This is a genomic window from Streptomyces sp. NPDC001604 (genome assembly GCF_042893475.1).
Taxonomy (GTDB): domain Bacteria; phylum Actinomycetota; class Actinomycetes; order Streptomycetales; family Streptomycetaceae; genus Streptomyces.
This window is the reverse complement of sequence record NZ_JBIAUY010000031.1, coordinates 1-25,731: the sequence shown is the minus strand read 5'-3', so window position 1 is coordinate 25,731 and position 25,731 is coordinate 1. Positions and strand designations below refer to the sequence as shown.

The 25,731-nt window shown below is 69.7% G+C and carries 16 protein-coding genes, 2 pseudogenes and 1 riboswitch; of the genes and pseudogenes, 2 read left to right on the top strand and 16 right to left on the bottom strand.

The genetic code is table 11. From position 1 onward, the window contains the following. Nucleotides 1-22: 22 nt before the first annotated feature. From ACFY1E_RS46045 to ACFY1E_RS46020, 6 genes are all read right to left on the bottom strand, one after another. Nucleotides 23-820 (bottom strand): amino acid ABC transporter ATP-binding protein, encoded by a 798-nt coding sequence (locus ACFY1E_RS46045; RefSeq protein ID WP_389088089.1) that lies wholly within the window; start codon nucleotides 818-820, stop codon nucleotides 23-25. Continuing rightward, a complete protein-coding gene (locus ACFY1E_RS46040; protein WP_389088087.1) occupies nucleotides 817-1,797 on the bottom strand; it encodes an amino acid ABC transporter permease in 981 nt (326 codons plus the stop codon). The genes ACFY1E_RS46045 and ACFY1E_RS46040 overlap by 4 nt, the downstream gene beginning before the upstream one ends. A 350-nt stretch (nucleotides 1,798-2,147) precedes the next feature. Then, nucleotides 2,148-2,257: riboswitch (SAM riboswitch) on the bottom strand. Nucleotides 2,258-2,323: 66 nt separating this feature from the next. Next, nucleotides 2,324-3,220: a glutathione S-transferase C-terminal domain-containing protein gene (locus tag ACFY1E_RS46035; protein ID WP_389088084.1), complete on the bottom strand. Its 897-nt coding sequence runs from the start codon at nucleotides 3,218-3,220 to the stop codon at nucleotides 2,324-2,326. 57 nt (nucleotides 3,221-3,277) lie between these two features. Further along, entirely contained in the window at nucleotides 3,278-3,388 is a 111-nt protein-coding gene (locus ACFY1E_RS46030) for a putative leader peptide (protein ID WP_389088082.1), read from the bottom strand. A gap of 128 nt (nucleotides 3,389-3,516) precedes the next feature. After that, nucleotides 3,517-5,073, bottom strand: coding sequence for an oxidoreductase (locus ACFY1E_RS46025; protein ID WP_389088192.1), 1,557 nt, complete (start codon nucleotides 5,071-5,073; stop codon nucleotides 3,517-3,519). A gap of 56 nt (nucleotides 5,074-5,129) precedes the next feature. Next, nucleotides 5,130-6,101 carry a TauD/TfdA dioxygenase family protein gene (locus tag ACFY1E_RS46020; RefSeq protein WP_389088080.1) on the bottom strand — a complete coding sequence of 324 codons (972 nt, stop codon included), beginning with the start codon at nucleotides 6,099-6,101 and terminating at the stop codon, nucleotides 5,130-5,132. A 293-nt stretch (nucleotides 6,102-6,394) separates the two neighbouring features. On the opposite strand from ACFY1E_RS46020, the gene ACFY1E_RS46015 reads away from it, so the two are divergent. Further along, nucleotides 6,395-7,627 (top strand): ROK family protein, encoded by a 1,233-nt coding sequence (locus tag ACFY1E_RS46015; RefSeq protein WP_389088077.1) that lies wholly within the window; start codon nucleotides 6,395-6,397, stop codon nucleotides 7,625-7,627. Nucleotides 7,628-7,798: 171 nt separating this feature from the next. Here the strand turns inward: ACFY1E_RS46015 and ACFY1E_RS46010 are convergent, their stop codons facing one another. The 9 genes and pseudogenes from ACFY1E_RS46010 to ACFY1E_RS45970 all read right to left on the bottom strand — a co-directional run bounded on the left by ACFY1E_RS46010 (nucleotide 7,799) and on the right by ACFY1E_RS45970 (nucleotide 23,802). Then, a complete protein-coding gene (locus ACFY1E_RS46010) occupies nucleotides 7,799-9,673 on the bottom strand; it encodes an ABC transporter ATP-binding protein (RefSeq protein ID WP_389088074.1) in 1,875 nt (624 codons plus the stop codon). Nucleotides 9,674-9,871: 198 nt separating this feature from the next. Next, nucleotides 9,872-11,167 carry an RICIN domain-containing protein gene (locus ACFY1E_RS46005; protein ID WP_389088189.1) on the bottom strand — a complete coding sequence of 432 codons (1,296 nt, stop codon included), beginning with the start codon at nucleotides 11,165-11,167 and terminating at the stop codon, nucleotides 9,872-9,874. A 45-nt stretch (nucleotides 11,168-11,212) separates the two neighbouring features. Continuing rightward, nucleotides 11,213-13,201: an alpha-L-fucosidase gene (locus ACFY1E_RS46000; protein ID WP_389088072.1), complete on the bottom strand. Its 1,989-nt coding sequence runs from the start codon at nucleotides 13,199-13,201 to the stop codon at nucleotides 11,213-11,215. 96 nt (nucleotides 13,202-13,297) lie between these two features. Further along, the gene (locus ACFY1E_RS45995) at nucleotides 13,298-14,713 is read right to left on the bottom strand and encodes an arabinofuranosidase catalytic domain-containing protein (RefSeq protein ID WP_389088187.1); all 1,416 of its coding nucleotides are present in this window, start codon (nucleotides 14,711-14,713) and stop codon (nucleotides 13,298-13,300) included. A 136-nt stretch (nucleotides 14,714-14,849) separates the two neighbouring features. Beyond that, nucleotides 14,850-16,499, bottom strand: a complete 1,650-nt coding sequence (locus tag ACFY1E_RS45990; RefSeq protein WP_389088069.1) for a glycoside hydrolase family 27 protein — start codon at nucleotides 16,497-16,499, stop codon at nucleotides 14,850-14,852. 43 nt (nucleotides 16,500-16,542) lie between these two features. Beyond that, nucleotides 16,543-17,970: an arabinofuranosidase catalytic domain-containing protein gene (locus ACFY1E_RS45985; protein ID WP_389088067.1), complete on the bottom strand. Its 1,428-nt coding sequence runs from the start codon at nucleotides 17,968-17,970 to the stop codon at nucleotides 16,543-16,545. Nucleotides 17,971-18,236: 266 nt separating this feature from the next. Continuing rightward, a pseudogene (locus tag ACFY1E_RS45980) lies at nucleotides 18,237-19,688 on the bottom strand (endo-1,4-beta-xylanase); the annotation flags it as partial. Between the two features lie 55 nt (nucleotides 19,689-19,743). After that, on the bottom strand, nucleotides 19,744-22,194 hold the full coding sequence (locus ACFY1E_RS45975; protein ID WP_389088064.1) for an RICIN domain-containing protein: 2,451 nt from the start codon (nucleotides 22,192-22,194) through the stop codon (nucleotides 19,744-19,746). Between the two features lie 72 nt (nucleotides 22,195-22,266). Then, the gene (locus tag ACFY1E_RS45970; RefSeq protein WP_389088062.1) at nucleotides 22,267-23,802 is read right to left on the bottom strand and encodes an arabinofuranosidase catalytic domain-containing protein; all 1,536 of its coding nucleotides are present in this window, start codon (nucleotides 23,800-23,802) and stop codon (nucleotides 22,267-22,269) included. Nucleotides 23,803-24,219: 417 nt separating this feature from the next. Here ACFY1E_RS45970 and ACFY1E_RS45965 point away from each other — a divergent pair. After that, nucleotides 24,220-24,660 (top strand): annotated as a pseudogene (locus ACFY1E_RS45965) (hypothetical protein); the annotation flags it as partial. 87 nt (nucleotides 24,661-24,747) lie between these two features. Here ACFY1E_RS45965 and ACFY1E_RS45960 read toward each other — a convergent pair. Continuing rightward, nucleotides 24,748-25,581, bottom strand: coding sequence for a helix-turn-helix transcriptional regulator (locus tag ACFY1E_RS45960; protein WP_389088059.1), 834 nt, complete (start codon nucleotides 25,579-25,581; stop codon nucleotides 24,748-24,750). Nucleotides 25,582-25,731 lie beyond the last annotated feature (150 nt).

Here is a 25,731-nt window from a genome sequence, read left to right as displayed (position 1 = left end):
GGCGCGGCAGGTGCCTCAGGGGTCAGAGGACCTTGCTGAGGAAGTCCCTGGTGCGCTCGTGCTGCGGCTTGTCGAGGACCTCGGAGGGCGGGCCCTGTTCGACGATCCTTCCGCCGTCGATGAAGACGACCCGGTCGGCGATCTCGCGGGCGAAGCCGATCTCGTGGGTGACGATGACGAGCGTGGTGCCGCTGGTCGCCAGGTCCTTGATGACGGCGAGGACCTCGCCGACCAGTTCGGGATCGAGGGCGGAGGTGGGCTCGTCGAAGAGGATGACGCCGGGGCGCAGGGCGAGGGCGCGGGCGATGGCGACGCGCTGCTGCTGGCCGCCGGAGAGCTGGCGCGGGTAGGCGCCGGTCTTGTCGGCGAGACCGACCCGGCCGAGCAACTCGCGGGCCAGTTCCTGTGCTTCGGACTTGGTGAGCCTGCCGGTGGCGACCGGGGCGGCGGCCACGTTGTCCAGGACCGTCAGATGCGGGAAGAGGTTGAAGTTCTGGAAGACGAAGCCGATGCGGCCGCGCTGGGTGAGGATGGCCCGCTCACTCAGTTCCTTCAGCCGCTCGCCCTCCCGCTTCACTCCGACCAGTTCGCCGTTGATGCTGACGTGGCCGATCTCCGGCTTCTCCAGGTGGTTGATGACCCGCAGCAGGGTGGACTTGCCGGAGCCGGACGGGCCGAGGATCACGGTCACCTCGCCCGGCCGCACCGTCAGGTCGATGCCGTTGAGGACGCGGTGGGCGCCGTACCACTTGTGCACGTCGTGCACCTCGACGGTGGCGGCCTCGACGCCGGCCAGCGGCTCGAGGGTCTTCGCGCTCATACGGCGACCTCCCTGCGGATACGGGCTCGCAGGTCGGTGAGACCGGTGCGGAGCTTCTGCAACGGTGTCGGCGGCAGGCTGCGGGTGGCACCCCGGGCGTAGTACCGCTCGACGTAGAACTGGATGACGGAGACGACGCTGGTCAGGATCAGGTACCAGACGGTGGCGACCAGCAGCAGCGGCACGATGTCGCCGGGGTAGGTGGCGCCCATGGACTGCGCGGTGCCGAACAGGTCGAGCAGGGAGACGTAGAAGACCAGCGAGGTGCTCTTGATCAGGCCGATGAGCTGGTTGACGTAGTTCGGGGTGATGGAGCGCAGCGCCTGCGGGAAGACGATCTTCGTGAACTGGTAGCTCTTCGGCAGGCCCAGGGCCGCCGCCGCCTCGTGCTGGCCCTGGTCGACGGAGAGGATGCCGCCGCGGACGACCTCGGCCGCGTAGGCCGCCTCGTTGAGGCTGAGGCCGATGACGGCGACGACCATGTCGGTGGCCAGTTTGGACTCGTCGAAGGAGAGGAAGGCCGGTCCGAAGGGGACGCCGACGCTCAATGTCTTGTACAGGGCGCTGAAGTTGTAGAGGAAGAGCAGCACCACGATGAGCGGGATGGAGCGCAGCGCCCAGATGTAGGTCCAGCTGACGGCCCGCAGCACCGGGCTCTTCGAGAGCCGGGCCAGGGCGAGAACGATACCGCCGGCCAGGCCCAACACCGCGCTGTAGGCGGCGACTTCGAGGGTGATGACCAGGCCGTCGAGGATGTTCGGCCGCAGGAACCAGTAGCCGAAGCGGTCCCACTGGTAGAACGGGTTGGTCGTCAGGCCGTGCACGAACTGGGCCGCGAGGACCAGGACGACGGCGGTGGCGATCCAGCGTCCCGGCCTGCGCAGCGGCAGGACGCGCTGTGCGGCGAGGGGATTTGACGGTTCGTCGGCGGGCGGCGCATCGGCGAGGGCGACGGCGGCGCCAGGGGGTTCACTCATGGTGGGCTCCGGCGGAGTCGGACACCCCACAGGCCGCGGCAGCCGTGCGCTGCAGCGACTTGCTCAGCGCACGGGTGGACGGGGGCACCGGGGGCGGGGAGGACAACGGCACACCGCGCGGGCGGTGTTCGTCAGGGAGTGCGGGGGCTGTGGGGAGGTGTCAGCCCCGACAGCGGGCACGGCCCGGTGCGGTACACAGTGCGCTGTTCACACGGAGCAGATCGACGGCACGGTCGGCGGCGAACAGGTTCAGCAGGTTCGCGTACGGCTGTACGCAGCCCTGAGGGCGGCGTGCGGCCGTCCTGGGAGCTGCGTACATGGCGTCACCGTCACTGTTCCGGCCCCTGAGGGCCTCGCGCTTACCGAAACGTCATCCGGTCCGGTCGTCACCTGGGGCACCCCACCGCGGAGCGAGGGTTGCCGGTCAGCCAGCCAGGGCTTGTCGCTGACACTCATGACCGTTCTGGTTGGTAGTTAAAACAATTGCCCGACGGAATGTCAACGCCGGTCCACTGTGTGGAACGGCTCAATCCCTGTTGACCTGCGGGTCTGTCCCGTTTCCTTCGGATGCATGGGCCGCCCAGTCCAGGATCTGGACAGCGGCTCCGGCGGCCTCCAGACCCTGGCAACGGGCGTGGTGGCGCCGGGCGATGCCGTCCAGGTCGAGATGGGCACCGAAGGCCGGATGGGCGGCCAGCCGGCGGGCGTAGGCCCACAGGGTGGGATGGGCGGCGATCCGCTGGACGGCACCTGCGTCCAGATGATTGCGGTGCACGGTGTCGAGTTGGACCAGCGCGACCCACAACTCGACGTCCGCGGCGGTGATTTCGTCGCGGATCATGTACGTCCGCCCGACCAGCCACCGCTCCAGTGCACCGAGCGTTTCGAGCAGCGTCTCGAGCGCCGCCGCGCGCTCCGACTCCTCACCGCCGGCCGATCCGGCGCACTGCGCGGCGTCCTCGATGCCCTGCGCGCACATCCGCTCGACGGCCTCGATCTCCGACTCCGCGCCGCACGGGTAGGGCGAGGGGCGATCGCTGCCGAAGCGGCGGGCGAGGTCGCGCATGATGTCCGGGGCGTGCGTGCTGACGATCCGTCCGGACCAGTCGTCGCTGAGCACGGGCGCGACGGCCGGGCCGGTGTAGTGGTGCGCGCTCGCCTCGTACAGCGGGCGCAGGGCGCGGTGGCCGCCTTCCGGGGTGTCGGGGACGGCGGGCAGGAAGGTCGCCGGACAGACGGTGTCCAGACCGAGCAGGCTGTGGGTGACGGCGATGCGCAGGCCGTCGGGACACGCGGTCGACAGATGGAGGCGGTAGCGGCCCGGTACGGCGTAGTGGCCGCTGCGGGCGTCGCTGCCGATCCGGCCGCGGAAGGCGGGCGCGGGCCGGGCGGAGGTGTGGGCGGCCAGAGGTGTGATGGACATGGAACTCCCCGGGAGAGGGCGCGGACGTACGCGCGGCGGATGCGACGTCGGGCGGACTCAGCCCTGGGGGCTGATCGCACTGCAGACACGCTGCAGATCGATGTGACGGCGGGAGGTGAGGAGAGGCGGACGGATCACTCGGACAGTGACCGGCTCAAGGCGCCCCATGCGTTTCCCTACCTATTCACTAGGATTCTCCTCTGGAGTGTCGGTCCCGCTCGGAGCCACGTCAAGAGGGCCGTCCCGCAATGCGGACAGCGCAGTGGACACACTCCTGGCCCTGACGGCGTCGCCGTCTAGTTCTTCTGCAGGGAGCGGGTCACGCCCGCGATGACGGCCGTCGTCAGCACCCAGCCGAAGGCGATCAGCAGATAGGCCAGCCACTGGAGGGTGCCGCTCGTCCAGTACCAGGTGGTGCGCTGGCCCAGACCGCCGATCGGGATCAACAGGTCGAGGGTGTAGACGAGGGGCTGGAACCGTGGCCCCTCGCCCGCCTGCACCCGTGTGGGGCTGTGAGCTCTGAACGTCATGGTCCCCAGCAGGGTCAGCACGAGCAGCCAGACACCCGCCAGCCAGGGCCGGTAGCCGTAGCCCACGGTCGCGTCCAGCAACTGGCCCCACGCACGGGCCGCCGGCCGCAGCGTGCGCCGCCGGTGCCGCTGCTTGGCCAGCAGCACCCGGCGGGCGTCGCCGTCATGGCCGGCCTTGCGGTACCAGCTCGCCAACTGCTCGTACGGCTGGGGGCTGTAGCCGGGGCTGCACCGTACCCACCGCAGGCGGTGCGCCACGGAGTCCGGCCACCCCACCGCCTCCCGCCGATCGCCCGCCACGGTCACCTTGATGGAGCCGTAGACGAAGCCGTCCAGCTCCACCGTCCGCGGCCAGCTGTGCTCGTTGTCGTGGAGATACGACACCTGCGCGCCCCGCAGGTCCACCGCCTGGGACGGCGGGCGGGCCAGGTTGAGGTCGAAGTCGACGGCCTGCATGAGCGCACACAGCAGGGCCGGGCCGTCACCCTCGGGAGGCCCGTTCAGGACGGCTCCCTGGAAGGTCACGTTGTCCGAGACCCGGGTACCGCGCAGACGCACGGTGCCGTTCGCGGTGAAGCCCCGGGAGAACTCGAGCGTCGAAGCCACGGCGTTGTCCAGGGCGAGGGCCACCCCGCGCGGACCGGGGCGCTCCAGCTGCGCGCCCTGCATGAACAGCCCGCCCGGCAACTGTGCGCCCAGCAGCCGCACTTCACCGTGCGCGACGAAGCCGCCCCCGCAGAAGAGGCCTCCGTCCGTGACCAGGCCACCAGCGGACAGGGCCCACCCCTCGGGGGCGAGCAGTCGGGCCTTGTTGAGGTTCACTCCGCCGGTCACGTGCGCGTGGGTTTGGGAGAGGGCGCTGAGCTCCCGGTGGAAGGCGGAGACCGGACCGGCCTCCACGGTCGACCCCAGCAGGTCGAGACGTCCCTCGATGCGGGCCGACCCGGCTTCGAGGCCGGGTATCCGGCTGCGGGTGATCGCGACGGTGCGGGTCTCGGCCCCGAAGAGGCTGACGTCCTGCTCGAACCAGCAGTCCTCGATCCAGAGAGGGTGATCGATCCGCGCACCGGCCAGGTTGACCCGGCCGGTTATCCGCGCGCCCGCAAGCGCCAGGGCTCCCACCGCGCCGGGCTGCACCGAGTGCACACCGAGCAGCAGCGCGACGATCACTTCGGCCCGGACGGTACGCCCGGCCCCCCACTGCCCACCGTCGGCCACCCGGTCGTCCTCGCCCACACCGGACCGCAGATCCACGCGGCGCCCTTCGGGAAACGCATCCCACAACTCACGTTCCGGAGAGGTCAGTTCGTCGTATGACAGCACACCGACAGAGTAGTGAGCCGACTGCTTGACGCCGCCGAACGGGGCCGGGTCGGGCGTCATGCGGGCACGTTGATGCCCTCCTCGGCGACCTTGCCGTCCGTGGAGGCGCCGGAGGCGATCCCGTACGTCGGCTGCGGCACCGACGTCGGCTCCAGGAGTACCGAGCGGCGGCCGTCCACGCCCACCGGCACGTCGCCGTCGATGGTGACGCGGCGCAGGGTGCGCGGGTGGTCACCGGAGTCGTCGACGCCGTAGTGCTGGGTGGCCCGGTTGTCCCAGACGGCGACGTCGCCGGAGCGCCACTGCCAGCGGACGGTGTTCTCCGGGCGCTCGACGTGCGACTGGAGGACACCGATGATCGCCCGCGAGTCGGGGCCGCGCAGGCCGACCAGGCGCTTGACGAAGCCGCCCAGCACCAGGGCGCGTTCCCCGGTCTCCGGGTGCACGCGCACCACCGGGTGGTCGGTGCGGAACTTCGTGGAGGTGAACACCTTGCGGTGCTGCTCCAGTTCGCCGGCGCGGGCCTCGGGGCGCGCCTCCGCGTAGTCGTAGTCGTTGGTGTGCTCGGCCCGCAGGTTGTCCGCCAACAGCTTGAGGGCGTCGGGGAGTTCGGCGTAGGCGGCGGCCGTGTTGCCCCACAGGGTGTTGCCGCCGTACGGCGGGACGACCTCGGCGCGCAGGATCGAGAAGGCGGGGTAGGCGGGCACGAACGTCACGTCGGAGTGCCACTGGTTGGCGCGGCCGCCGTGGTCGTTGTCGACGCCGAAGGCGTACTTGCCGTCGACGGAGGGGACGGTAGGGTGGGCGACGGGCTCGCCGAGCAGCCGGCCGAACGCCTCGTGGCTGTCGCCGTCGAGATGGTGCTGGTCGCGGAAGAAGACGACCTTGTGCTCCAGGATCGCGGCACGGATCGCCGCGACGACGGGCTCCGGGAGGTCGCCGCCGAGGCGGACACCGGAGACGACGGCGCCGATGCGGCCGCCGACCTTCTCGACCGTGAGGGTCGCGGCGGGTGCGGTGGAAGTCATGGGAGGGGCCCTTCGCGAGGTGACGACGGTTAGTTGCTTTCTGAGCGGAAGGAAATCCGGGCAGGTGGGGGCCTGGCCGGTGAGGAATGACGGGGGTGGGTGTTCCTCAACGAGCTTGGGTGGGCCGCCGCACGCCGGTCAACACTCCCCCGGTCCGTTTCACGACCCTGCAACACGCCCGCCATGCCGGCCGTGGTCCCGGCCGCTCCCGGTCGCCAAACCGGCCGGGGACACGGCATGTTGGACCCTGTCACCTCCTCAGACCGGAGACCGCGAGACCGAGAAGGCCTGCCATGTCGACGACCGTTCCCCCCGCCGCGCGCACCTCGGGCGACGGCCGCCGGGAGGCCAACGCGGCGTCGGTGCTGCGGGCCGTGCTCGACCACGGCCCGGTGGCCCGCAGCGGCATAGCCCGGCTGTCCGGGCTGAGTCCGGCGGCCGTCTCCCGCCAGTGCACCGACCTGGCCCGGCTCGGCCTGGTGTGCGAAGTGCCTGAGCTGGTCGCGGCGAGCGGGGTGGGCAGGCCGCAGATCCCGGTGGACCTGCGGACCGGCGGCGCGGGCGGGCCGCTGGTCGCGGGCGTGCACATCGGGGTGCCCGGCGCGGACTTCGGGCTGACCGATCTGCGCGGCACGGTCGTGGCCCGGCAGCAAATCCAGCACGACGGGATTCCGGCCGCCGACCTCCCGGACCACCTGGGCCGTGCGCTGGCCCGTTTCATCACCGAGCGGACCCCGACCGGCGCGAGGGTCCTCGGGGCGGGCGCGGCGATCGGCGGCTGGGTGGCCCCGGAGACCGGCACGGTCGTACGGCATGACGCGCTCGGCTGGCACCAGCGCCCACTGGCGGCCGAGCTGCGGCGGCACACCGGGCTGCCCGTGCGGGTGGACAACCATGCCCGTGCCGTCGCGCAGTCGGAGCTGCTGTTCGGCCGGCCCGAGGCACGGCGATCCCTGCTGCACCTGTTCGTGGGCAACGTGGTCGACGCGGCCCTGTCGATCGCCGGCGTGGTGCACAGCGGGCCGCGATCGGGCGCGGGGGATGTGGCGCATCTGCCGGTGCCGGACAGCCCGGTGGCTTGTCCGTGCGGCCGCAGTGGCTGTCTGGAGGCGACCGTCTCCGACACCCGGCTCACCCGGCGCGCGGTGGAGCAGGGCATCGTCCCCGAGCCGCACATCGGTCTGCTGGTGGACGCGGCGGCGGCCGGCGACCGGCGGGCCGACGCGCTGCTGCGGGAGCGCGCGGGGGCGGTGGGCCGGGCGACGGGGCTGCTGCTCGACGTGCTCAACCCGGACCTGGTGGTGATCACCGAGACGTCGAGCACGCTCCAGACCGAGTACCTCGACGAGATCCGGACGGCCGCGATCACCCACGCACACGTCTGCGACGACCCCGACCGGATCCAGACCCCGCACGCCGGGCCGGCGATCCTGGTCGTGGCGGCCGCCACGATCGTCCTGGACCCGCTGTTCAAGAGCCCTCTGCAGGCCTTCGGCGACACGGCCGCCGCGCTGCCGTCGGCCTGACAACCCCGCGTCAGCGTCGGCGGGTGCGGACCACGCCCGCGCTCGCCGACGACCGGTGCCGTCCCGGCGCACGGGCCGGCCACCGGAGACCTCCGCCCCACGCCTCCCCACCGGCAGAGCGAGAGGGAAGTGCAGGGCGGAAAGGCCCCCGGGACGGGCATGACCCGCCGGTCAGTGCAGGTCGGCGCGGGCGGGACTGTCATCCAGGGCCGTGTCTTGCATCGCACTCTCTACGACGGCGCCGTCGTCCACGGCACTGTCGTCGAGGAACCCGCCCGACTGGTGCTGCCACAGCTTCGCGTAGGCGCCCTGGGCCGCGAGCAGTTCCTGGTGCGTGCCCTGCTCGACGATCCGTCCGCGGTCGAGGACGACGAGCCGGTCCATGCCGGCGACGGTGCTCAGCCGGTGGGCCACCACGAGCGCCGTCCGCCCCTCCATCAGCCGCCACAGCGCCTCCTGCACCAGGACCTCGCTCTCGGAGTCCAGGGCGCTGGTCGCCTCGTCGAGGAGCAGGATCGGCGCGTCCCGCAGGATCGCCCGGGCCAGGGCGACCCGCTGGCGCTGGCCGCCGGACAGCTTGACCCCGCGCTCGCCGACCATGGTGTCGAAGCCGTCCGGCAGCGCGTCGGCGAACTCCGTGACGTGCGCCGCCTCGGCCGCGCGGCGGATCTCGGCGTCGGTGGCGTCCGGCCGGGCGAAGGCGATGTTCTCCTTCAGCGTGCGGTGGAACATCGCCGGGTCCTGCGGCACATAGGCGATCAGACCGCGCAGGTCGGCCTGGCGCATCCGGCTGATGTCCTGACCGCCGACCAGGATCCGGCCGCCGTCGATGTCCATCATCCGCAGGAGGAGCCGTGACAGCGTGGTCTTGCCGCCGCCCGAGCGGCCGACGAGACCGATCTTCGTGCCGCTGGGCACGGCCAGGTCGAGGCCCCGGAAGAGCGGGGCCCCGCCTCCGTGGGCGAAGGTCACCTGTTCGAAGCGGACGTCGGCGGGCCCCGGCAGCAGCGGCTCCGGCGACGCCGGGTCGAGCACGGTCGGCGGAACCAGCAGCAGTTCGGTGAACTGTGCGGCCTCCGTCATCGAACTCTCCAGACGGCGGTAGATCTGGTTGAACTCGAACATGATCTTCGTGGCGTTGCTGTAGTAGGTGAAGGCGACCACGACCGCCTCCACCCCGTGCTCGCCCCCGCCGAGCGCGACCGCGAGCAGCAGGCCCAGCACATTGGTCAGTACGGACATCGGCGCGACCAGCGTGTCGATGCGCAGGTTGCCGTAGTCCCACGACCTCAGTGTGAGCCGCCGCGAGTGGGCGACACGGGTGCGGTGCTCGGCGGCCTCGCGGCGCTCGGCGGCGAACGCCCGGACCGTGTCCATGTTCATCAGGCTGTCGGCGACATGCCCCGACACCCGGGCGATCGCCTCCTCCCGCTGGTCGACGAGCCGCTGGCGGCGCCGGATGAGCGGCGCCACGCACAGCGCCGTCACTCCGATCATCACCAACAGCCCGACGACGAGCAGCGGGTCGTAGCGCCACAGCACCACCGACCCGAACAGCAGTGGCACGAGGCTGCCCAGGACGCTGAACGTCAGTGTGTCGGCGAACTCCTCGAAGCGGGACGCGAAACTCAGCACCCGCTTGGTGAGGGCCCCGGCGAAGTTGTCGTGGAAGAAGGCCGCGTCCTTGGCGAACAGTTCGTCCATGCCGAGCACGTACAGGTGCTCGATGCCGAGGGCGTCGAGGCGGTTCAGGCAGTGCAGACCGATCCGCCACAGCGCCTCCGCCAGCAGCAGGACGCCTGCGAAGGCGAGGACGTACGGCAGTGTCGAACCGATGCCCATACCGGCGTTCCCGGCGATACGGCCGACGAGCTTTGCGACGACCAGTGGCGCGATGTAGTTGATCCCGATGTTGCCGAGTGCCGGGAGCAGCATGCCGGGCACGGTCCACACCCGTAGCCGGCCCAACTCCCGTCCGTAGTAGCGAAGTGCGAGGAGCACGGAGCCCCTGCGTGGGGGAACCTTGCTTGCTTGAGGTGATCCCATCCCGATCCCGTGTGGTTGTTCGGCGGGATGGGAGTGTCCCGCGACCGCACCCACGGCGTCCAAGCGTTTTTTGGGCTGATGGGGCCTTCGCCCCATCTGTCACTCGGGATCCGTACGGCGGCAGCCCGTCGGCCCATCGTCCTGTGCATCGAGGTGCCGGGGCCAGGGAGGCTGCGTGCCGTCCCTGGCCCCGGTGTTTCAGTTCTCCAGGCGCCAGTGCTGGTTCGCGCCGCCCGTGCAGCTCCACAGCTGGATCTTCGTCCCGTTGGCGGTTCCCTGACCGGCGGCGTCCAGACAGAGCCCCGACTGCACTGCTGTGATCGTGCCGTCGGGGTTCATGTTCCATTGCTGGTCCGCCTGCCCGCTGCAGTCCCAGATCGCCGCCGCGGTGCCGTTGCCCGCTGACTGGCCGACGCCCAGGCATTTGTTGCCGTAGACGACCAGCTGCTTTCCGGCGCTGTAGGTCCACCGTTGGTTGGAGCCGCCGTTGCAGTCCCACAGCTGTGCCTGGGTGCCGTTGGCCGTGGTGGAGTTGTTGATGTCGAGGCAGCGCCCTGACTGCTGGCCGACGATCTTCTGGTTGCCGGAGGGCGGTGGCGGGGGCGTGCTCGAACCGAACTGGGTGAAGAACTGCCACACCGCCGCGGAGGTCCAGGTGCGCCAGCCGTCACCGGTGGAACCGTCGATGGGACCGGGGTCGTGGCCCGCCCCGTCGAACGCGGCCCAGACGACGGGGTATCCGGACCTGCATCCGGAGTAGGTGGTGATGATGTGCGTCAGGCTGCCGTTGGCCGGCTCGGGCGGGTTCTGCGGGGTGCAGCCGTTGGCCCGGACGAAGGTGTCGCGCAGCTCCCGTCCCAGTGAGATGGGCAGCACGTTGTCCCTGAGGCCGTGCAGACCCATGTAGGCGATGGGCTGGGTGCCGCCGTTGCACCCGCTGAGGTTCGCGCCGGAGTAGACGGCCACGGCGCGGAAGACCGTCGCCCGGGAGCAGGCGAGGGCGTACGACATCGCACCGCCGTAGCTGAAACCGGCGGAGAACAACTGGGTGGTGTCGACGCACAGGGCCGATTCGATCTGGTTGACCAGGGCGTCGACGAAGGCCACGTCCTGGCCGCCGGGGTTGGCCCAGCCGTTGCCGTTGCCCTGCGGGGCGACGAAGATCGTGCCGTTGTTCGCGCTGTCCGCCAGGCGCCTGAGGCCGTAGTAGGACCAGTTGTACCCGTCCGTTCCGCCCGAGTCGACGTCGTTGGCTGTGCCGCCCCGCCAGTGGAAGCCGAAGATCAGCCGATAGGGGTGGTTGTTGTCGTAGCCCGCGGGGACCCGCAGGATGTAGCTGCGGGTCTGGCCGCCGCTCTGAATCGTGTGGTTACCACTCGTCAGCGCCGGGGCCTTGCCGCAGCCGGTGCTCGCCGCCGCGGGTGCCCTGAGGCCGCTGCTGAACGAGGTGCCCGCAGTGGTCAGGACGAGAAGCAGCGCGGCCACGAGGGACATTAAGAGCGGTTTGCGTTTCATGCACACCTTCTTCCGTAGTCGTCGTCAGACGGCGGTGATGGTCCATTCGTTGTTGGTGCTGGAGTTCGGCGTCCACAGCACCGTGGTGGAGCCGGTCGTGGTGGAGCCGCTGCCGTCGAGGGCGGTGCCGGTGCCGCGGTTGACGATCTGGTAGCGGTTGTTGCCGAGGCTGTTCAGCGACCACTGCTGGTTGTTGCCGCCGTTCCAGGTCTGCTGGCGGGCGGGGGCGCCGTTGGCGGAGTTGCCGTAACTGTCGGCGACCATGCCGTTGGTGCGGTTCACGATGCGGTAGTAGCCGTTGCCGAGGTCGATCAGCTGCCACTGCAGGTTGGTGCTGCCGTCGTAGTTCCACTGCTTGAGGTTGGATCCCGCGGCGACGTTGCCTCCGCTGTCCAGCACCAGCCCGCTGGTGACGTTGGCGATCTTCACCCAGGCCGTGGAGCCGCCCGGCGCGCCCAGGACGGGGATCTCACCGGAGAAGGTGAACTTGACCGTGTACGCAAGGGCGTTGAACGGCGGATTGGCCGAGGGCATGGCGAGGTGCAGGCCGGAGGCGTCCTGGGTCGGTGCGGGCAGGTCGATGTAGGTACCGGCGGTATTGCCCAGCAGTTTGGCGCCGGTCAGGGTGCTGAGGTTGATCTGGTTCGAGTTCAGCGTGGTGATGGTCATCGTGCCGCCCTGCCAGCCCAGGGCGGTGGCGTACAGCACCTTGTTGTCCTTGCTGCGGGTGAACCGGATGTCCTGCGGTTTGCCGGCCACCGGTCCGCTGAACGAGCCGCCGCCCATCTTGGTGGGGCCCTCGCCATAACTGGTCCAGGAGCGGGTGCCGTAGACCGCCTCTCCGAAGCGGCTGAGCCAGTCGCCCATGGCGAGCAGGATGGACTGCTGCCCGGAGGGGATGGTGCCGTCCGCCATCGGGGCGATGTTCAGCAGCATGGTGCCGCCCTTGCTGACCCGGTCGATCAGCGAGTGCAGCAGGGCCTGCGTCGAGTAGTAGCCGATGCCGACCGTGTAGCACCAACTGGAGGAGGAGATGCTGTCGTCGGTCAGCCAGTAGGGGGTGAGCAGTCCTGCCGGGCCGCCGCGCTCGAAGTCGAAGACCTCACCCTTGCTGTCGAGGCCGTCCTTGTAGGTCGCGACCACGTCCTTGTTCCACGCGACGGCCTGGTTGTAGTAGTGCGCGAGGAACTGCAGCCGGTAGGACTCCTGCACCAGGTTCAGGTCGAAGTCCTGCCAGACCAGGTCCGGCTGGTAGCCGTCGATGACCTCGACCAGCTTGTCGTACCAGAGCTTGTTCTCCGCGGCCGAGCCCTGCTGGCCGTAGAGGATCCGCAGCGTCGGGTCGGACTGGGAGGGCACATGGTCGTAGAAGCCGTTGAAATGGTAGGCGTGGTGCAGCGAGGCCATGAACTTCAGCCCCTGCCCGCGGATGGCCTGGGCGTGCAGTCCCACGAGGTCGAGTTTCGGGCCGTGCTGGACCGAGTTCCACGGGTTGGAGCGGCTGTTCCACATGGAGAAGCCGTCGTGGTGCTCGGCGACCGGGCCGGCGAATCTGGCGCCCGCGGCCTTGAACAGCCGTGCCCAGGCGTCCGGATCGAACTTGCCGCCCTGGGAGGCGAGTTTCGGGGCGAACTGCACGTAGTTGCCGGCCTTGTCGCGGGCGCCGTCGATGAAGTTGTGGTACGGCCACGCCGAGGGGTCGCCGTAGGTGGCGATGTGGTGCTGGTTCTCGGCCGAGCCGCCGATGTACATGTTGCGCGGATACCACTCGTTCCCGAAGGCGGGGACGCTGAAGACGCCCCAGTGGTAGTAGATGCCGAACTTGGCGTCCTGGAACCAGGTCGCGGCCGGGGGGTGCTGGTCCACGGAGGACCAGCTCGGGGTGTAGCTGGTGGGGCCGTCGGTCGCGGCAGCCTCGGGAGCGAACCGCAGCAGCCCGAGGGCCGTGGCCGCGCCGGCTGCCGCCAGTAGTCGGCGCCGGCTCAGCGGCAGGGAGGAGGGAGACGAAGACATGGGAGTCCTCTCGGTTGACGGTGCGCGGGTGCGGGGCTCGGTGCTCGTCAGCCGGTTCCGGCACGCGTAGGAGCCGTCGGCCCCGGAGTCATCAGGTCAGTTCAGTGACCATTGCTGGTTGGACTGGCCGTTGCAGGTCCACAGTTCTACGGGGGTGCCGTTGGCCGTGGCGGCGCCCGTGACGTCCAGGCACAGGCCCGAGGGCACGCTGGTGACGGTGCCGTTGGCGTTCAGCGTCCACTGCTGGTTGCTCTGGCCGTTGCAGGTCCAGGTGATGACCTTGGTGCCGGGGCTGGTGCCCTGCCCGGAGGCGTCCAGGCACAGACGGCTGCCGCCGGAGTCGACGGTCAGCTCGTGGGAGGCGGTCTGGGACCAGGTCTGGTTCGCGGCGCCGGTGCAGTCCCGGATCTGGGTCTGCGTACCCGCCGTCGGGGACCCGCCCGGCGCTTCCAGGCACCTTCCCGCGCCCACCGCGTGCAACGCACCCGTGGTGCCACCGCCGCCTCCCACCCCGTAGCCGGCAGCGGTGATGCTGGCCTGGACGGCGTTCTCGGTGGCGTCGGAGGGGTAGCCCGCCGTCATCGCGCCTTCGAAGAACTCGCCCACGCCGTTGGGACTGTTGTCGCCCCCGGTTCCGAGCAGGACCGAGCTGTCGACCTTCATCGGCGAGTAGCCGTTCGGCAGAGGGCCGGAGAAGGTGGTGGTCAGGCCGCCGCTGGTGCCGTTGCCGTACTTGAGGGTGAAGTTGCTGGTGCCGTTGTTCTTCAGCCACGCGCTGACGAACGGGTAGTGCACACCAGGGTTGTTCGGGTCCTTGTTGGAGCCGGTGTTGGTGTGGAACATGCCGTTCTCAAGGTCGGCCTCGACCCATGGGCCGCTTCCGGTGCAGCCGCCGAACCAGCAGGCGTTGCCCCAGTAGATGGCGTTCATGGTGGCGTTTCCGGTGTCGGTGTGGGAGTTCTCGCCGCTGCCGTAGTCGAAGCAGCACCACTGGTTGGTGTAGTTCGACGACGTCACCATGTAGATGCCCTCGGGCTGGGACCCGGTGGGCACGCCGTTCGCGTGGTCGATCCGGTAACCGACGCCGGGGGTGACCTTGACCCCGAAGACCTGGTGGCCGGCCGCGGTCACCGGCAGGGCCATGGCGTCCGCGCCGACGTCGGATCCGTTCGGGCCCGGGCCCTTCCAGTAGCCGCCCCAGGAGATCGGCAGGTCGTTGTGTCTGGCGGTCTGGTCGTAGATCTTGGTGATCGTGCACGAGGTGCCCCGGCAGTACGACACCTGGGACGCGGCGTCCGCGTATCCGCCCGCGCCGAGCACCCCGATGTCGCGGTAGCCGTGATCGGAGGACCGCTGGATCTGGTACAGCGGCCCGTTGTACGAGGCGAACAGCGCCCTGGTCGTGGAGTGCGCCGTCACGCAGGGCGTACCGCCCGCCGCGTAGATGTCGCACGGGAGCGACACGTCCGCGGCGGACACGGGCGCCGGTGCGCCGAACACGGCCAGGGCCATCGCCAGGGCGACCAGGAGCAGGACGGGAAACCGCCTGTCCCGGCGGTGCGTTGCTGATCGGAGCACGGGAACCTCCTCTGTCGCGGTGCCGTCGCACTACGGCACCGAAGCTGCCGATGGCCGTGGGGAGGGGGAGTCAGCCCAGCGTCCACCGCTGACTGCTGCTGCCGTTGCACGTCTCCAGCTCGGCCAGGGCTCCGTCAGCCGTGGACCCTCCGGTGACGCCCAGGCACAGGCCGGACTGGACGCCCGTGATCGTGCCGTCGGCGTTGAGCGTCCACTGCTGGTTGGTCTGGCCGTTGCAGTTCCAGATCTCCACCTTCGTCCCGGGCGTGGTCTGGTTGTTGTAGGCGTCCAGGCACATCTGGGAGCTGCCGGAGTAGACGGTGAGCTGGTTGGAGGTGGTGTGCGTCCAGGTCTGGTTGGCGCCGCCGTTGCAGCTCCAGATCAGCACCTGGGTGCCGGCTGTCGTGGTGGAGTTCGGCACGTCCAGGCACTTGCCGGCGCCCACTGCGTGCACCGGACCGGTCACGCTGGTCCCGCCGCCGCTGGTGCCGCCGGCGACCCGGTACATCACGGTGCCGTGGGCCGGCACCTGGGCGCTGATCGTGCCCGAGGTGGTCGAGGACGCACCCGACCACAGGTCGGTGAGGTTGTATGTGGACGCCCCGGTCTTGCCGATCGCGGCCGCGGTGGTGGAGATGGTCGCGGTCGAGCCGGTCTCGTTGAACAGCGCCACCGACACGTCCCCGTTCGCCAGCGGCTTCGCGAGCACGTCCAGGCCGCCCGAGGACGACACCATGGTGCCCTGTTTGCCGAGGGGGTCCTGGTCGACCGCGATCACCCGGGAGTTGGTCAGCGTGGCGAGGGTGTCCGAACTGGCCTGGGAGATGTTGGTGCCCGCGATCAGCGGCGCGGCCATCTCCGCCCACAGACTGAACTCACTGCGGCTCTCTGTCGTCGTCAGTGAGCCGTTGCCGACCTCCAGCATGTCCGGGTCGTTCCAGTGACCGGGCCCGGCATAGGAGGCCAGACCGACGTTGCTGTGGAAGATCGACAGCATGCTGGAGTAGTCGGCCGTGATGTCCCCGGTGGTGCGCCAGCTGTTGCCCACGTCCGCGCCCCAGGTCCACACGTTCTCCTGGCCCCAGTTGCACAGGCTGAACAGGATCGGCCGGCCGGTGGCCGCCAGGGCGTCCCGCATCGCGGTGTACCGGGTCCGTGCCGACACCCCGGTGTTGTTGCAGTTGTCGTACTTCAGATAGTCCACGCCCCAGGCCGCGAAGGACTGCGCGTCCGTGGTCTCGTGTCCAAGGCTGCCGGGGTATCCCGCACAGGTCGCGGTGCCCGCGTCCTCGTAGATTCCCAGCTTCAGTCCCAGCGAGTGCACGTAGTCCGCGGTGCCCTTGATGCCGTCGGGGAACTTGGCCGGGTCCGGCACCAGGTGGCCACCGGAGTCGCGGTTGTGGGTCATCCAGCAGTCGTCGATGTTGACGTACGAATAGCCCGCCGCCTGCATGCCGTTGGTGTGCATCGCCTGCGCGGTGGACTTGATCAGCGACTCGGAGACGTTGCAGCCGTACGCGTTCCAGTCGTTGAAGCCCATCTGCGGGGTGAGCGCCAGTCCGTTGCCCAGCGCGGCGGCGGGCTGCGCGGTGCCGAGGGAGACGAGGGGGGCGGCCACGGCGAGCAGCACGGCCGAGAAGGTGAGCGCCAGGGTTCTCCGCAGGGACAGCAGCGGTGGGAGCAGCCGAAGGCGCCTGGCTCGCGCTGTGGTCTTGGGCATAAGTCATCGACTCCTGAGGCGAGTTGGGAGAAGCGGGAGGAGTTCAGCGGTAGCCGGCGGCGGTGACGTTGGCCTGCACCGCGTTGTCGGTGGCGTCGGAGGGGTAGCCGGCGACGATCGCTCCTTCGTAGAAGGTGCCGGCGCTCAGGTTGGCGCCGCCGCCGGGCTTGCAGCAGTCGCCGCCGCTGCCCAGGACGATGGCCCCCTGTTTCTTCATGGGGCTGTATCCGCCGGGGAGTGAGCCGTCCCAGAGGGTGGTGAGGCCGCCGGACTGGGCGTTGCCGCCCTTGAGAGCGAACCTCGACGTGCCGTTGTTCTTCAGCATCGCGGTGACGAACTTGCTCGTGAACGCCCGCTGGTTGGGGTTCCAGGACTGGCTGCCGCCGGGGTACAGGCCCCATTCGAGGTCGGCCTGCACCCAGGGACCGCTTCCCTGGCAGCCGCCGAACCAGCACTGGGTGCCGAAGTTGATCGCGTCCATGGCGCCGGCGGCGTCGGCCTTCCGGGTGGTCTCGCTGTTGCCGTAGTCGAAGCAGCAGCCGTTGTTGACGTGGGTGCCGCTGGTCACCATGTACGCCCCTTCGGGTGCGGCACCGGTCGGCACGCCCGTGAGATGGCCGTCCCGCCAGTAGCTGTTGCCGGGGTTGATGTACAGCGAGTACGCCTTGGTGCCGCCGGCGGTCAGCGACTCGGAGGTCGCCTTCGCGGGGCTGCTCTGGCTCGAACCCGGGACCTGTGCCGAGCCCTGGTACCAGAGGTCGTTGCCGTGTCCGGACTGGTCGCGGACGACCGTGATCACGCACGAGGTGCCCGCGCAGAAGGAGTCCTGCGCCGTCGCGTCGGCGAAGCCCCCTCGCGTCAGCACGCCGATGTCCCTGGTCGCGTTGTCCGAGGCGCGCCGGACCTGGTAGAGGGAGCCGTTGTACGAACCGTAGAGCGCCCGCACGGTGCTGTGCGCGGCCACGCACGGAGTGCCGCCCGCGGCGTAGATGTCACACGGACCGGAACCGCCGGCCGGGGGCGGGGGTGCAGAGACGCTCCACTTCTGGTTGCTCTGGCCGTTGCAGGTCCACAGGATGACCGCGGTGCCGTTGGCCGTCCCTGCCCCGTTGACGTCCAGGCAGAAGCCGGACCGGACACCGGTGACGGACCCGTCGGTGTTCTGTCGCCACACCTGGGTCGCCCGCCCGTCGCACTCCCGGACGACCACCGGGCTTCCCGGAGCTGTCCGGTCGTCGTAGGCGTCCACGCACCGGGTGCCGTTCATCGTCCTCAGCTCACCAGCCGAGGTGAACTCGAACGCCTGATTGGCCTGTTCGTTGCAGTCCCAGATCTCCAGCGCGGTTCCGGGCGTGTCGGTATTGCCCTTCACGTCCAGACACCGCCCCGACGCCGAGCTCACCAGGGGTGCCGCCGAGGCCGACGCCGACCATGTCGGCGCGGTCGTCAGCGACAGGGTGAGCAGTGCCATGACGCATGCAGCGGCGGCCGATAAGCGTGGCCGACGACTCATGGCGTATCCACAGAGAACCCTCAGACATCCCATGTCGCATAGGTCTCCCACAGGGCCATGCCCCTGTCAATAGAGTCAACAGGCCGACTCGATGGCCGATACATCCCATGTTTTTCGCTGGTCAGACCGCTTTGAGGGCATGCCGGAACCCGCGTCCGGCGGCGGTCGACGTGCCGGACGCGGGAATCCGTTCCGGGGGCCCTGACCGGGCGCCGATCACCTCACCTGAAGCTCCAGTGCTGGTTGGCTCCGCCGTTGGAGTCCCAGATCTGGACGGGGCTCCCGTTGGCGCTCTGCCCCCCGGGGACCTCCAGCGCCCGGCCGGAGGCCACGTTGATCAGGGTGTAGGACCCGTCGCCGTTCTGGGTGGCCCGCCAGTGCTGGTTCGCACCGCCGTTGCTGTCCCAGATCGTCAACCGCGTGCCGTTGCCGGTCTGGCCACCGGGCTCGTCCAGCACCCGCCCACTGGCGATGTTGGTCAGTGTGTACGTGCCGTCGCTGTTCTGGCTGGCCCGCCACTGCTGGTTCGCGGCGCTCCCGTTGGCGTCCCAGATCTGCACCGGCGTGCCGTTCCCGGTCTGCCCGCTCGGCACGTCCAGCACCCGCCCCGCGGAGGCCACGCTCACCTGGTACACCTGGCCCGAGACGATGCCGCCGCCGGGGTTCCCGGTGTCGCCGCCCAGCGCGGTCAGGGTCGCGTCGTAGGCGGGCTTCTTGTTGCCGTTGTTGTCGAACAGCAGCGGGTTCTCACCGGTGCGCCAGGAGTCGCTGTCGCGGATGCCCCACACGGTGATGCCGGTGCACCGCGCGACGTTCATGCACGCCTTGACGGTGTTCGCGTAGGCGCTTGCCGGCGCCTGCGCGATGTCCAGCTCGGTTATCTGTACGTCGACGCCCAGCGCGGCGAAGTTCGACAGCGTGGTCTGGAAGCTCGACGGCGGGCCGCCGGTGCCGAAGTGGGACTGGAAGCCGACGCAGTCGATGGGCACACCGCGGGACTTGAAGTCGCGCACCATGTTGTAGACGCCCTGGGTCTTGGCGTCCGACCAGTTCTCGATGTTGTAGTCGTTGTAGCAGAGCTTGGCCGCCGGGTCGACGTTCCGGGCGGTGCGGAACGCCTCCTCGATGAAGCCGTTGCCCAGCACGTCGTGGAACACCGAACTGCGCTGCTGGCCGCTGCCGTTGTCGGCGAACGCCTCGTTGACCACGTCCCAGGCGTAGATCTTGCCCTTGAAGTGGGTCATCTCCTGGGTGATGTGGTTGTTCATCACGCTGCGCAGGGTGTTCGCATCCCTGATGGAGCTGACCCAGCCGGGCAGTTGCGAGTGCCAGACCAGGGTGTGGCCGCGCATCCGCTGACCGTGCGCGGAGGCGTGATTGACGATCTGGTCGCCGGGGCCGAAGTTGAAGTTGCCGCGGGACGGCTCGGTCGTGTCCCACTTCATCTCGTTCTCCGGGGTGATCATGTTGAATTCCCGGTCGAGGATCGTGGAGTACGTCGAGTCGCCGAGCCGCCCGGCTGCCACGGCTGTGCCGAAATAGCGTCCGCTGTCGGCCGCGGCTGCGCCCAGTGTGCCGGATGCGGCATGCGCGGCCGAGCTCGCCGGGCCGACCAGGGCCAGTGCCGTGCCGACTGCCAGCGCGAGGGCAGGCAGGGGTAGCGAGTACTTCTTCATCAGGGTTCCTCACTGGTGCGGGACAGTGGGTGGAGTGAACGAGGACGAGAGCCGGTCAGCGGGGGGTGAAGTCCTGGTTGCTGCCGGGGGTGTTCTTGCAGGGCCATTGGTCGAGCTGCTGGCCGGGGTTGCTGCCGCCGCCGTAGGCGTCGAGGCACAGGCCGCTGTTCTTGTTCTGGAAGGAGTACGAGCCGTCGGACTGCCGTACCGGCAGCCACAGGCTCGCGGCCGCCTGGTCCGGGGCCTGCTGCACGATGTCGGGCGTGCCGGCGGTCGTGGAGCCGCCCGACACCGCGACGACCTGTCCGGAGTGCTGCGCCCGCAGCTGCCCGTAGCCGTCCGAGGCCGGCACGAACTCGAACTGCTGGTTGCTCTGCCCGTTGCAGGTCCACTGGTCGATCGCGGCACCCGCGCCGGTGGAGTTGCCGTACACGTCCAGGCACAGGCCGTTGTTGCCGATCACCAACTGGTGGGAGCCCGTGGGGAAGCCGCCACCGCCGCCCGACGACTGCACGCCCGCCTGCTGGATGACCTGCCTCGCGCCCTGCGGCCAGTCGGTGCCGCTGACCAGGACGTTGCCGGTGAGGACGTTGTTGTGCGGCGGGCCGGTGGCCACATAGGTGTTGCCGCCGTTGTACCAGTTGCCGGAGAAGGTGCTGTCGTCGGTGTGGTTGTTCGCGTTGGCGTTGGTGAGCGCCCAGTTGCCGGCGTCCTGCACCACGTTGTTGGACACCTTGAGGTACCGGGAGCCCTCGTCGAGGTACAGCGCGGTGGTGCGGTTGTTGTCGTACATGTAGTTCTCGGAGATCACCGAGCCGGGCATGGCGGACAGGCTGTAGATGCTGCCGCCGTCGAACATCGCGTTCTTGGTGTCGAAGACCAGGTTGTGGGAGACGGTGTTGTTCTTCAGGGTCGTGGGAGTGCTGTACACGGGCTGGTAGTTGTACGTGCCCCGGTTGGCGTAGTCCTGGCTGCCGCCGGGGTCGTTCATCCCCCAGCCCCAGCCGATGTCGATCCCGTCGTAGGGCAGGTGGTCGCACTGGTTGTGGGTGATCGTCGCGTTGGTGACGTAGGTGGACAGGATGCCCGCGGTCTCCTTGTAGTCGGTGCCCACGCCGCTGACCTTGTTGTTGCTGATGGTGATGTCCCGGTTGGTCATCTGCGGGTTGGCGGGGTGGTGCGCGTCCGGCTGGATGCCGCCGACCTGGATGCCGCTGCCGGCGAGGTCGGTGAAGGTGTTGCCGGTGACGGTGACGCCGCTCGCGCCGAGTCCGGTGCCGGAGGCGGTGGCGACACCGTCGTTGCCCACACCCAGTCCGGCCTGGCCGAGTTCGGAGAACGTGTTGCCGGAGAAGGTGATACCGCCGGCCGCGGAGACCTGGACCGCGGCAGGCATCTGCACCCAGTGGTTACGGGTGGCCTCGAACTGAGTGCACCCCGACTTGCAGGTGCTCAGCCAGTTGGCGGGCATCGCGTAGGCACCGGTGATGTGCGCGCCGCTCTGCTGGTCCGCGTAGCCGTCGGGTCCGCTCGGGCCGAGCCAGGAGGTTCCCGTGAACCGGATGCCGCTGAAGGTGAGGCCCCTGGCCGGTGAGTCGTAGCTGCCGCTGATGCCGAGCAGGCTCTGCAGCCGGGGCAGTTCGACGTCGAGGCTGTTCGGGTTCTGCCCGGCCTGGGCCCGGTAGTAGAGGTCGCCGGTGGACGAGTCGAGGTACCACTGTCCGGCCTGCTTGAGGAACGCGTAGTTGTTCTCCAGGTATATCGTCCCGCCGGCGAACGGCGCGTTGATGGTGTCGTAGCCCCAGGAGTTGTTGTTCCACGCGGGCTGCTGCATGGTGATCGTTCTGCCGCTGATCGACTGGACCGGCGCGTAGCGGTCGGTGAAGGAGTTGAGGCTCTCGACTTCCATGTGCTTCTGGTCCGAGAGGCCGGCCAGGTAGTCGAGGGAGGAGTCGGTGATGGTCAGGCCGGTCTGCGTGAAGGTGAAGGCGGAGCGGGGAACCTGGATCGCCGCCCGCGGTGCCTGCTTGCCGTTCACGTACAACTGCCGTGTGTTCACTCCGGTGCCGACGTGGACCGACCAGATGTTGCTGTTCTGATCATGCACCTGCCAACCCGAGAGCTGCTGGGCTCCGCTCACGACCGGCTGCTGCCCGGCCACGGCCTGGTAGGTGATGGTGTGGCCGTTCTGGCCGCCGTCTCCGGAGCCGAAGGTCAGCGGCTTGGACAGCCGGTAGGTGCCACCGGCCAGGTACACCACGACGTCCCCGTCGGCCGAGAGCCGGTGCGCGGGCTGCTGCGCCTGCTCGATGGTGGCGAACGGCTGCTCGGCGGTGCCGTTCCCGCCGGGAGCCGCACCCGGCGCCACGTACAGCGCGGCGGCCTGCACTTGGCGCTCGGCGGGTACGGCGTGGGCGGCCCCGGTCACGGCCAGGCCCTGGGCCAGTAGGGCGAGCAGGGCCAAGGGGGCGGCCCAGAGGCCGTGGAGCGCTCTGGCTCCGGACATCGTCATCCTCCAGTGGGGGGCGCATGGGCCCGTGGCCGGGCATGAGCCGGCCACGGGACGGAGCCGTTCAGGTCAGTTGAGACTCCACTGCTGGTTGGACTGACCGTTGCACGTCCAGAGTTCGGCCAGGGCGCCGTTGGCCGTGGAGGCACCGGTGACGTCGAGGCAGAGTCCCGACTGGGTGCCTTTGACGGTGCCGTCGGAGTTCACCTGCCACTGCTGGTTTGCGCCCCCGTTGCACGGCCAGGTCACCACCTTGGTACCGGCGGAGGTCTGGTTGTTGTAGGCGTCCAGGCACATCTGGCTGCTGCCGCTGTAGACCGTCAGCTGGCCGGAGGACGTGCGGGTCCAGGTCTGGTTGGCGGCGCCGTTGCAGTCCCAGATCTGCAGCTGGGTACCGGCCGTGGTGGACGAGTTCGGCACGTCCAGGCACTTGCCCGCGCCCACCGCGTGCAGCGCACCGGTGCCCGTCCCGCCGGAGGAGGCGTTGCTGTATCCGGCCGCGGTGATGTTGGCCTGGACCGCGTTCTCGGTGGCGTCCGACGGGTAGCCGGAGGTCATCACGCCCTCGTAGAAGGTGCCTTGGGCGCCCTTGCTGTTGTCGCCGCCGATGCCCAGGATGATGGCGCCCTGTTTGCGCATCGGGTTGTAGCCCGCGACGTTGGGACGCACTCCGTCGTAGAAGGTGGACAGCGAGCCGGACTGGGCGTTGCCGCCGCGGATGGCCCAGTGGTTCGGACCGCCCTTGACGATGGCGGTCGTATAGCGGTAGTTGATCGTCGGGTCGCCCGCGTTGTAGTGCTGGTTCACCCCGGAGAACAGGCCGTTCTCCAGGTCGGCCATGATCCAGGGGCCGTTGCCGCTGCCGTACCCCCAGACCTTGATGTTGCCGAAGTAGATGGCCTCCATGGTGCCGTTGCCGTCGTCGTTGCTGTCCGTCTCGGCGTTGCCGTAGTCGAAGCAGCAGCCGCCGTTGTAGTGCGTGCCGTCGAAGATGGCGTACATGCCCTCGGGGCTGTCCCCGGTCGCGATGCCGTTGGTGCGGTTGTTGCGGTAGCCCGTGCCGGGCGCCACGAAGACGCCGTAGGCCTTGTGACCTCCCACCATGGTGGGCGCGGCGGTCGCGTTCGCGAGGTTGTCGGGGCCGCCCGCCGCTCCGCCGCCGGGTGCCTGGGTGAGGTTGTTGCCGCGGCCGGACTGGTCGTAGATGACGGTGATGAGGCAGGTCGTTCCCGAGCAGAACGAGTCCTGGGCCGCGGCGTCGGCATAGCCGCCCGCGCTCAGGACGCCGATGTCCCTCGTGGTGTTGTCCGAGGCACGGCGTACCTGGTAGAGCGGGCCGTTGTACGAGGCGTACAGCGCTCGTGTCGTGCTGTGCGCCGCCACACAGGGCGTTCCGCCCGACGCGTAGATGTCGCAGGGCCCGGACGTGGCGGCCCGGGCCGTGCCGGCTGTGGCCGTCGCCAGAGCACCGGCGACCAGCGCGGCCGCGGCTCCCGCCCGCGCGAGGGTCTTCCACCGGGCGCGGGCCGACTGTGCCGGCGCGAGTAACCGCTGGAGTCCAGCTCGGCCGAACAGTGTTCGATATCTCGTACGTGTGGTTCCCATCTGATCTCCCTACCGTGCCGGCGCAACCCGGTCGGGTCGTTGGGGGCGCAGGCGAATGCCGACGCAGTTGAACGTGCCGTTGTTGCAGTGGGATTGCAGAGAGGTTTCGGGGGGAGACGGTGCTCCCGGTTCCGCGGGTCTGTCAAGGGTGGGGAGCAACCTGCCGTTAACCTTGTCGCGAATCGATTCGACAGCGGATTCCTGCGGTGCGCAAGCCGTCGGCAGCCTCGAAAAGTTGCGGTGTGAGGGTGGGCGGACGGCCCGCTGTGCGGGCGCTGCGGGCCACGCGCGCGTGCCCGACGGCCGGTCCCCGACCGTCCGCATGACCGCCGTCATGCCGGTGAACAGGGGAAACAGCGGCCATGTCGGGGCGCTGAAGCGTGGGTTGGGGACAGGCGCCGGCCAAGGCGGCAAGACGTGCACCCGCGTGCCGGAGCCGCCTCCGTCTCACGGCACGCCGGTGTCCTCGGCCACCGCCGGTCCGACATTCGTCGAAGCGCTTGCGCGGAACCGATTCGCTCCACGCCCGGGGATCCAGGACGTGATCGACGCGTTGGGACATCGCCCCAACGCGACCGCGAGGGCCCTCAAGGAGGGCCGGACCCGGACGATCGGTCTCGTCGTCCCGCCGGCCCGCAACAGGCTCACACAGATGCAACTGGCCTTCGGTGCGAGCGTGGTCGACGCCGCCGCACGGGTCGACCTGGATGCAGGGCCAGGGACGGCTTCGAGGCCGCCGTGGGGGAACGCGGACTCGACGGCGTCGAAGTGCCGTGCGGGGACGATGCCCGCTCGGGTCAGGAATGTCTCGAGGCGCTCCTGCGCAGCCATCCGGACCTCACCGCTGCCACCACCGTCAACGAGGCCGCCCTGCCCGGTGTCCGGCGCGCGCTTGCGGACACCGGCCTCCGGGGCCGTACGACTTCTCCCTCACCCGCGTTTCGGCTACCCGGCCGTCCGGTTCGAGGTGGCGTGGAGGGAACCGAGCAGGTTGAGGGCCTGGGCGCTGGGGCTGCCGGGTTCGGCCTGGTAGACGACGAGTTGCTGGCCCGGAGCATCGCGTACGTCGAAGGCCTGGTAGGTGAGGGCCAGGGCGCCGACGTCGGGGTGGAGGAGGTGCTTGGCGTCCTGGGCCTTGCCGCGCACGGCGTGGGTGGTCCACAGCCGGGTGAAGTCCCTGCTGTGCTCGGTGAGGACGCGGACGAGTTCCCGCAGACGCGGGTTGTCCGGGTCGAGGCCGGCCGCCTGGCGAAGGTGGCTCACGGTGGCCTGTGCCGTGTGGCCCCACCGGGTGTAGAACTGCCGGCCTGCCGGGTCGAGGAAGGTCATGCGGGCCAGGTTGTCCGCCGGCTCGAAGGGTGAGTGCAGGGCCTCGGCCAGGGCGTTGGTCGCCAGGATGTCCAAGGTCCGGTTGATGACGAACGCCGGGGCGCCGGGGTAGCCGTCCAGCAGTTGGCGAAGGGCGGGAGTGACCCGGTCCGTGGTGTGAATGAACCGGTGGCTCGGCGTTGTTCCGGCCAGCCGGTGCAGATGCTCGTGGGCGTCGGGGTCCAGCCGCAGGGCTCGTCCGAGCGCGTCGAGTACCTGGGCCGAGGGGTGGCGTTCGCGTCCCTGCTCCAGGCGGGTGTAGTAATCCGCGTTCACCCCTGCCAGGACGGCGACCTCCTCACGGCGCAGCCCGGCGACTCTGCGCACGCCGTGGCTCGGCATGCCGACGTCCTGCGGCCGCAGTGCCGCTCTGCGTGCGCATAGGAACTCCCCCAGATGGTTGTCGGTCATGTCCCCAGGCTAGGCCGCAGGGGCGGTGTGTTTGGGGGGGGGGGGGGGGCCCCCCCCCCCCCGCCCCCCGGGGGGGGGGGGCCCCCCCGCCCACGCCCGGGGGGCGGGCACTCAACCACCCCACCCCGCGGGGGGGTGGGGAGGTAAGAT

Bases quoted from the DNA above. Each gene is read 5' to 3' on its own strand.
- ACFY1E_RS45985 (WP_389088067.1), bottom strand. From the start codon at position 17,970: ATGGCACTGCTCACCCTGTCGCTGACGACCGCGCCGACATGGTCGGCG.
- ACFY1E_RS46030 (WP_389088082.1), bottom strand. From the start codon at position 3,388: ATGGGGCGCCTTGAGCCGGTCACTGTCCGAGTGATCCGTCCGCCTCTC.
- ACFY1E_RS46005 (WP_389088189.1), bottom strand. From the start codon at position 11,167: ATGTCCCTCGTGGCCGCGCTGCTTCTCGTCCTGACCACTGCGGGCACC.
- ACFY1E_RS46010 (WP_389088074.1), bottom strand. From the start codon at position 9,673: ATGGGATCACCTCAAGCAAGCAAGGTTCCCCCACGCAGGGGCTCCGTG.
- ACFY1E_RS45990 (WP_389088069.1), bottom strand. From the start codon at position 16,499: ATGCCCAAGACCACAGCGCGAGCCAGGCGCCTTCGGCTGCTCCCACCG.
- ACFY1E_RS45970 (WP_389088062.1), bottom strand. From the start codon at position 23,802: ATGGGAACCACACGTACGAGATATCGAACACTGTTCGGCCGAGCTGGA.
- ACFY1E_RS46000 (WP_389088072.1), bottom strand. From the start codon at position 13,201: ATGTCTTCGTCTCCCTCCTCCCTGCCGCTGAGCCGGCGCCGACTACTG.
- ACFY1E_RS46040 (WP_389088087.1), bottom strand. From the start codon at position 1,797: ATGAGTGAACCCCCTGGCGCCGCCGTCGCCCTCGCCGATGCGCCGCCC.
- ACFY1E_RS45960 (WP_389088059.1), bottom strand. From the start codon at position 25,581: ATGACCGACAACCATCTGGGGGAGTTCCTATGCGCACGCAGAGCGGCA.
- ACFY1E_RS46020 (WP_389088080.1), bottom strand. From the start codon at position 6,101: ATGACTTCCACCGCACCCGCCGCGACCCTCACGGTCGAGAAGGTCGGC.
- ACFY1E_RS46015 (WP_389088077.1), top strand. From the start codon at position 6,395: ATGTCGACGACCGTTCCCCCCGCCGCGCGCACCTCGGGCGACGGCCGC.
- ACFY1E_RS46045 (WP_389088089.1), bottom strand. From the start codon at position 820: ATGAGCGCGAAGACCCTCGAGCCGCTGGCCGGCGTCGAGGCCGCCACC.
- ACFY1E_RS46035 (WP_389088084.1), bottom strand. From the start codon at position 3,220: ATGTCCATCACACCTCTGGCCGCCCACACCTCCGCCCGGCCCGCGCCC.
- ACFY1E_RS45975 (WP_389088064.1), bottom strand. From the start codon at position 22,194: ATGTCCGGAGCCAGAGCGCTCCACGGCCTCTGGGCCGCCCCCTTGGCC.
- ACFY1E_RS45995 (WP_389088187.1), bottom strand. From the start codon at position 14,713: ATGGCCCTGGCCGTGTTCGGCGCACCGGCGCCCGTGTCCGCCGCGGAC.